The sequence below is a fragment of the Bradyrhizobium sp. th-b2 genome (assembly GCF_000426785.1).
Classification (GTDB): Bacteria; Pseudomonadota; Alphaproteobacteria; order Rhizobiales; family Xanthobacteraceae; genus Bradyrhizobium; species Bradyrhizobium septentrionale.
Genome location: NZ_AUGA01000227.1, coordinates 1 through 1,758, shown reverse-complemented (window position 1 = coordinate 1,758; position 1,758 = coordinate 1). Strand labels below are relative to the sequence as shown.

Below are 1,758 nucleotides of genomic sequence, written 5' to 3'. Positions count from 1 at the left end.
CGGCGGGCTGGATTGAGAATGTACGATCATCGACGATTGTAGTGCGGTGCAGCCTCGATCCCTTACGAAGCTTATCGAAGTAGCTCATTCGCATCTTCTCCAGAACAATTCAAATAGCAAAAGCGGCAATCCCTTATTTGGTTCCGTTCCAGCGGAGGAACCAACTTTGCCAGACCGACTTCTGATGAAAAGGAGAGATTCATGGTCAATACACCAGAACGACGCATTGTTGAGACAACTATGGAAGCTCGGCAGGCGGAGCCAGAACCAAGTGTTCTGAAATTGCTAATCGCCAGCCTTGGCCTTGCCGCGGTAACCTTGACGGTTATCTGGATGTTCTTCTTCCGCGCCTGAGCGGACACGCTGGAGTAGCCCGCTCACGATCTCCAAGTTTCTGAAAATGGCACGCGGCCTCCCATGTCATGCCAGTTAGGCGTAACGTGCACCGCGCCGGCCACACCGGAGACCTTGCAGACCAGGCGCCATCCGACGCGCGACCACGGCTGATCCTGCGGCAAGGCTTCCAAACGAACATCCACCATCCGATCGCAGCCGCCATGGCATTTGATGTTGCACGTCACGTGCCCGTCGGCGAGCCAATCCGCCGGGCTACCAGGCGGGAAACTGCGGCCGGACCATTTCGTGTATCGGCGTTGAGGCATCGGCGAATGATCGCGCCGATCGCGTGCACAGTGAAGCCACTAGAAATTCGGGCTGTCGTCGGGTCGAATACAACAGATTGGTCTGGTTGCCCATCGAGCGCATGGGGTTAGCGGTCATCCGCTGCCGATAGGCCGCGCGCTCTTTGAAGCGGGCTTTCGCGAACATCGCTAGGCCGAGAAGTACGAGAAAAGCCACGGTGCCGATGGTTGCCATCGTCGTCCAGCTCCCGGTGATCCTCTTCTGGGATTCTGAATCAACCGGAGGCTGCGATCAAGGGCAAAATTACCTGTCAGTCGTCCCCAGAGGCTCGATCTATTCGAACTTTTCGCTACGGCTCCACGATGATCCGGAAGGCCTTCCTCTGATCGGCCGCCGCCCGGGCCCGATCCAGAGCCGCCGGGTAGATCATCTGCTCGTTGAGCTTGACCTCGTAGAGGATCGCGCCGGTCTCCGACACCAGCGTGAATAGCCAGAACCGGCGCCCGGCCGGCGGGTGGCCGTGTTCGCGTTCATAGCGGGCGGTGTAGACTTCGACGTCAGCCATCAGGGTTGCCGCTTCGGCTCTCAGGAGGAGACAGCCTTCCGCAACCGCTGATGGAGGGCAAGGCCGGGCTTTTACGGGGCGCTGAATCAACCGGAAACGCCCTTGGCGTAGTTAATCACCTCGCCCCAATCCGGGCGCGTATCGACCCAGCCGACCTTGCCGCAGGCGGTGCACTTGAGGTGCGCTGAGATGTCTTGCCAATTCCACTTGGGAAGGTCCGCAAGCTTCAGCCGGCCGTTGTGGTGCTGACAGCCGACGCAGAAGACCGATCGACGGGACCGGACCAGTAGCGGAAGAAGTGAGCGGGCTTGCGGCGCCAGGGCATCGCGCATTGATTCCGCAGCTGCGGAGCGCACGCAAATTATCAAGACGTTGGGGCAGGAAACGGCGCTAAGCTATGCGGATCGTGGGTGCAGACGGCTCCGGCGATCGGAACATGACGCTAGTTTGACGCGCCCGGCGGGCATGACCGGCATCTGTTCGTTCCGCGTTGGCACCAAGATCGACCCGCGCGCCGTCTCGGTGAATTGGGTGCGGGAGGGAAACGCCAT

General features: G+C 60.0%; 4 protein-coding genes. 1 reads left to right on the top strand and 3 read right to left on the bottom strand.

Annotated elements, in window-relative coordinates; all coding sequences use genetic code 11:
- Positions 1–201 precede the first annotated feature (201 nt).
- Complete coding sequence (locus K359_RS63920) at positions 202–354, top strand: hypothetical protein (RefSeq protein WP_198031300.1); 153 nt, start codon at positions 202–204, stop codon at positions 352–354.
- Positions 355–609: 255 nt separating this feature from the next.
- On the opposite strand, the gene K359_RS0147870 is transcribed toward K359_RS63920, so the two are convergent.
- The 3 genes from K359_RS0147870 to K359_RS0147860 form a co-directional block, all read right to left on the bottom strand.
- Entirely contained in the window at positions 610–876 is a 267-nt protein-coding gene (locus K359_RS0147870) for a hypothetical protein (RefSeq protein ID WP_029085241.1), read from the bottom strand.
- A 115-nt stretch (positions 877–991) separates the two neighbouring features.
- Entirely contained in the window at positions 992–1,207 is a 216-nt protein-coding gene (locus K359_RS0147865) for a hypothetical protein (RefSeq protein ID WP_029085240.1), read from the bottom strand.
- Between the two features lie 86 nt (positions 1,208–1,293).
- Entirely contained in the window at positions 1,294–1,539 is a 246-nt protein-coding gene (locus K359_RS0147860; RefSeq protein ID WP_029085239.1) for a hypothetical protein, read from the bottom strand.
- Positions 1,540–1,758: the final 219 nt, after the last annotated feature.

Coding starts and splice junctions, on each gene's coding strand:
- K359_RS63920 (WP_198031300.1), top strand. CDS start 202: ATGGTCAATACACCAGAACGACGCATTGTTGAGACAACTATGGAAGCT.
- K359_RS0147870 (WP_029085241.1), bottom strand. CDS start 876: ATGGCAACCATCGGCACCGTGGCTTTTCTCGTACTTCTCGGCCTAGCG.
- K359_RS0147865 (WP_029085240.1), bottom strand. CDS start 1,207: ATGGCTGACGTCGAAGTCTACACCGCCCGCTATGAACGCGAACACGGC.
- K359_RS0147860 (WP_029085239.1), bottom strand. CDS start 1,539: ATGCGCGATGCCCTGGCGCCGCAAGCCCGCTCACTTCTTCCGCTACTG.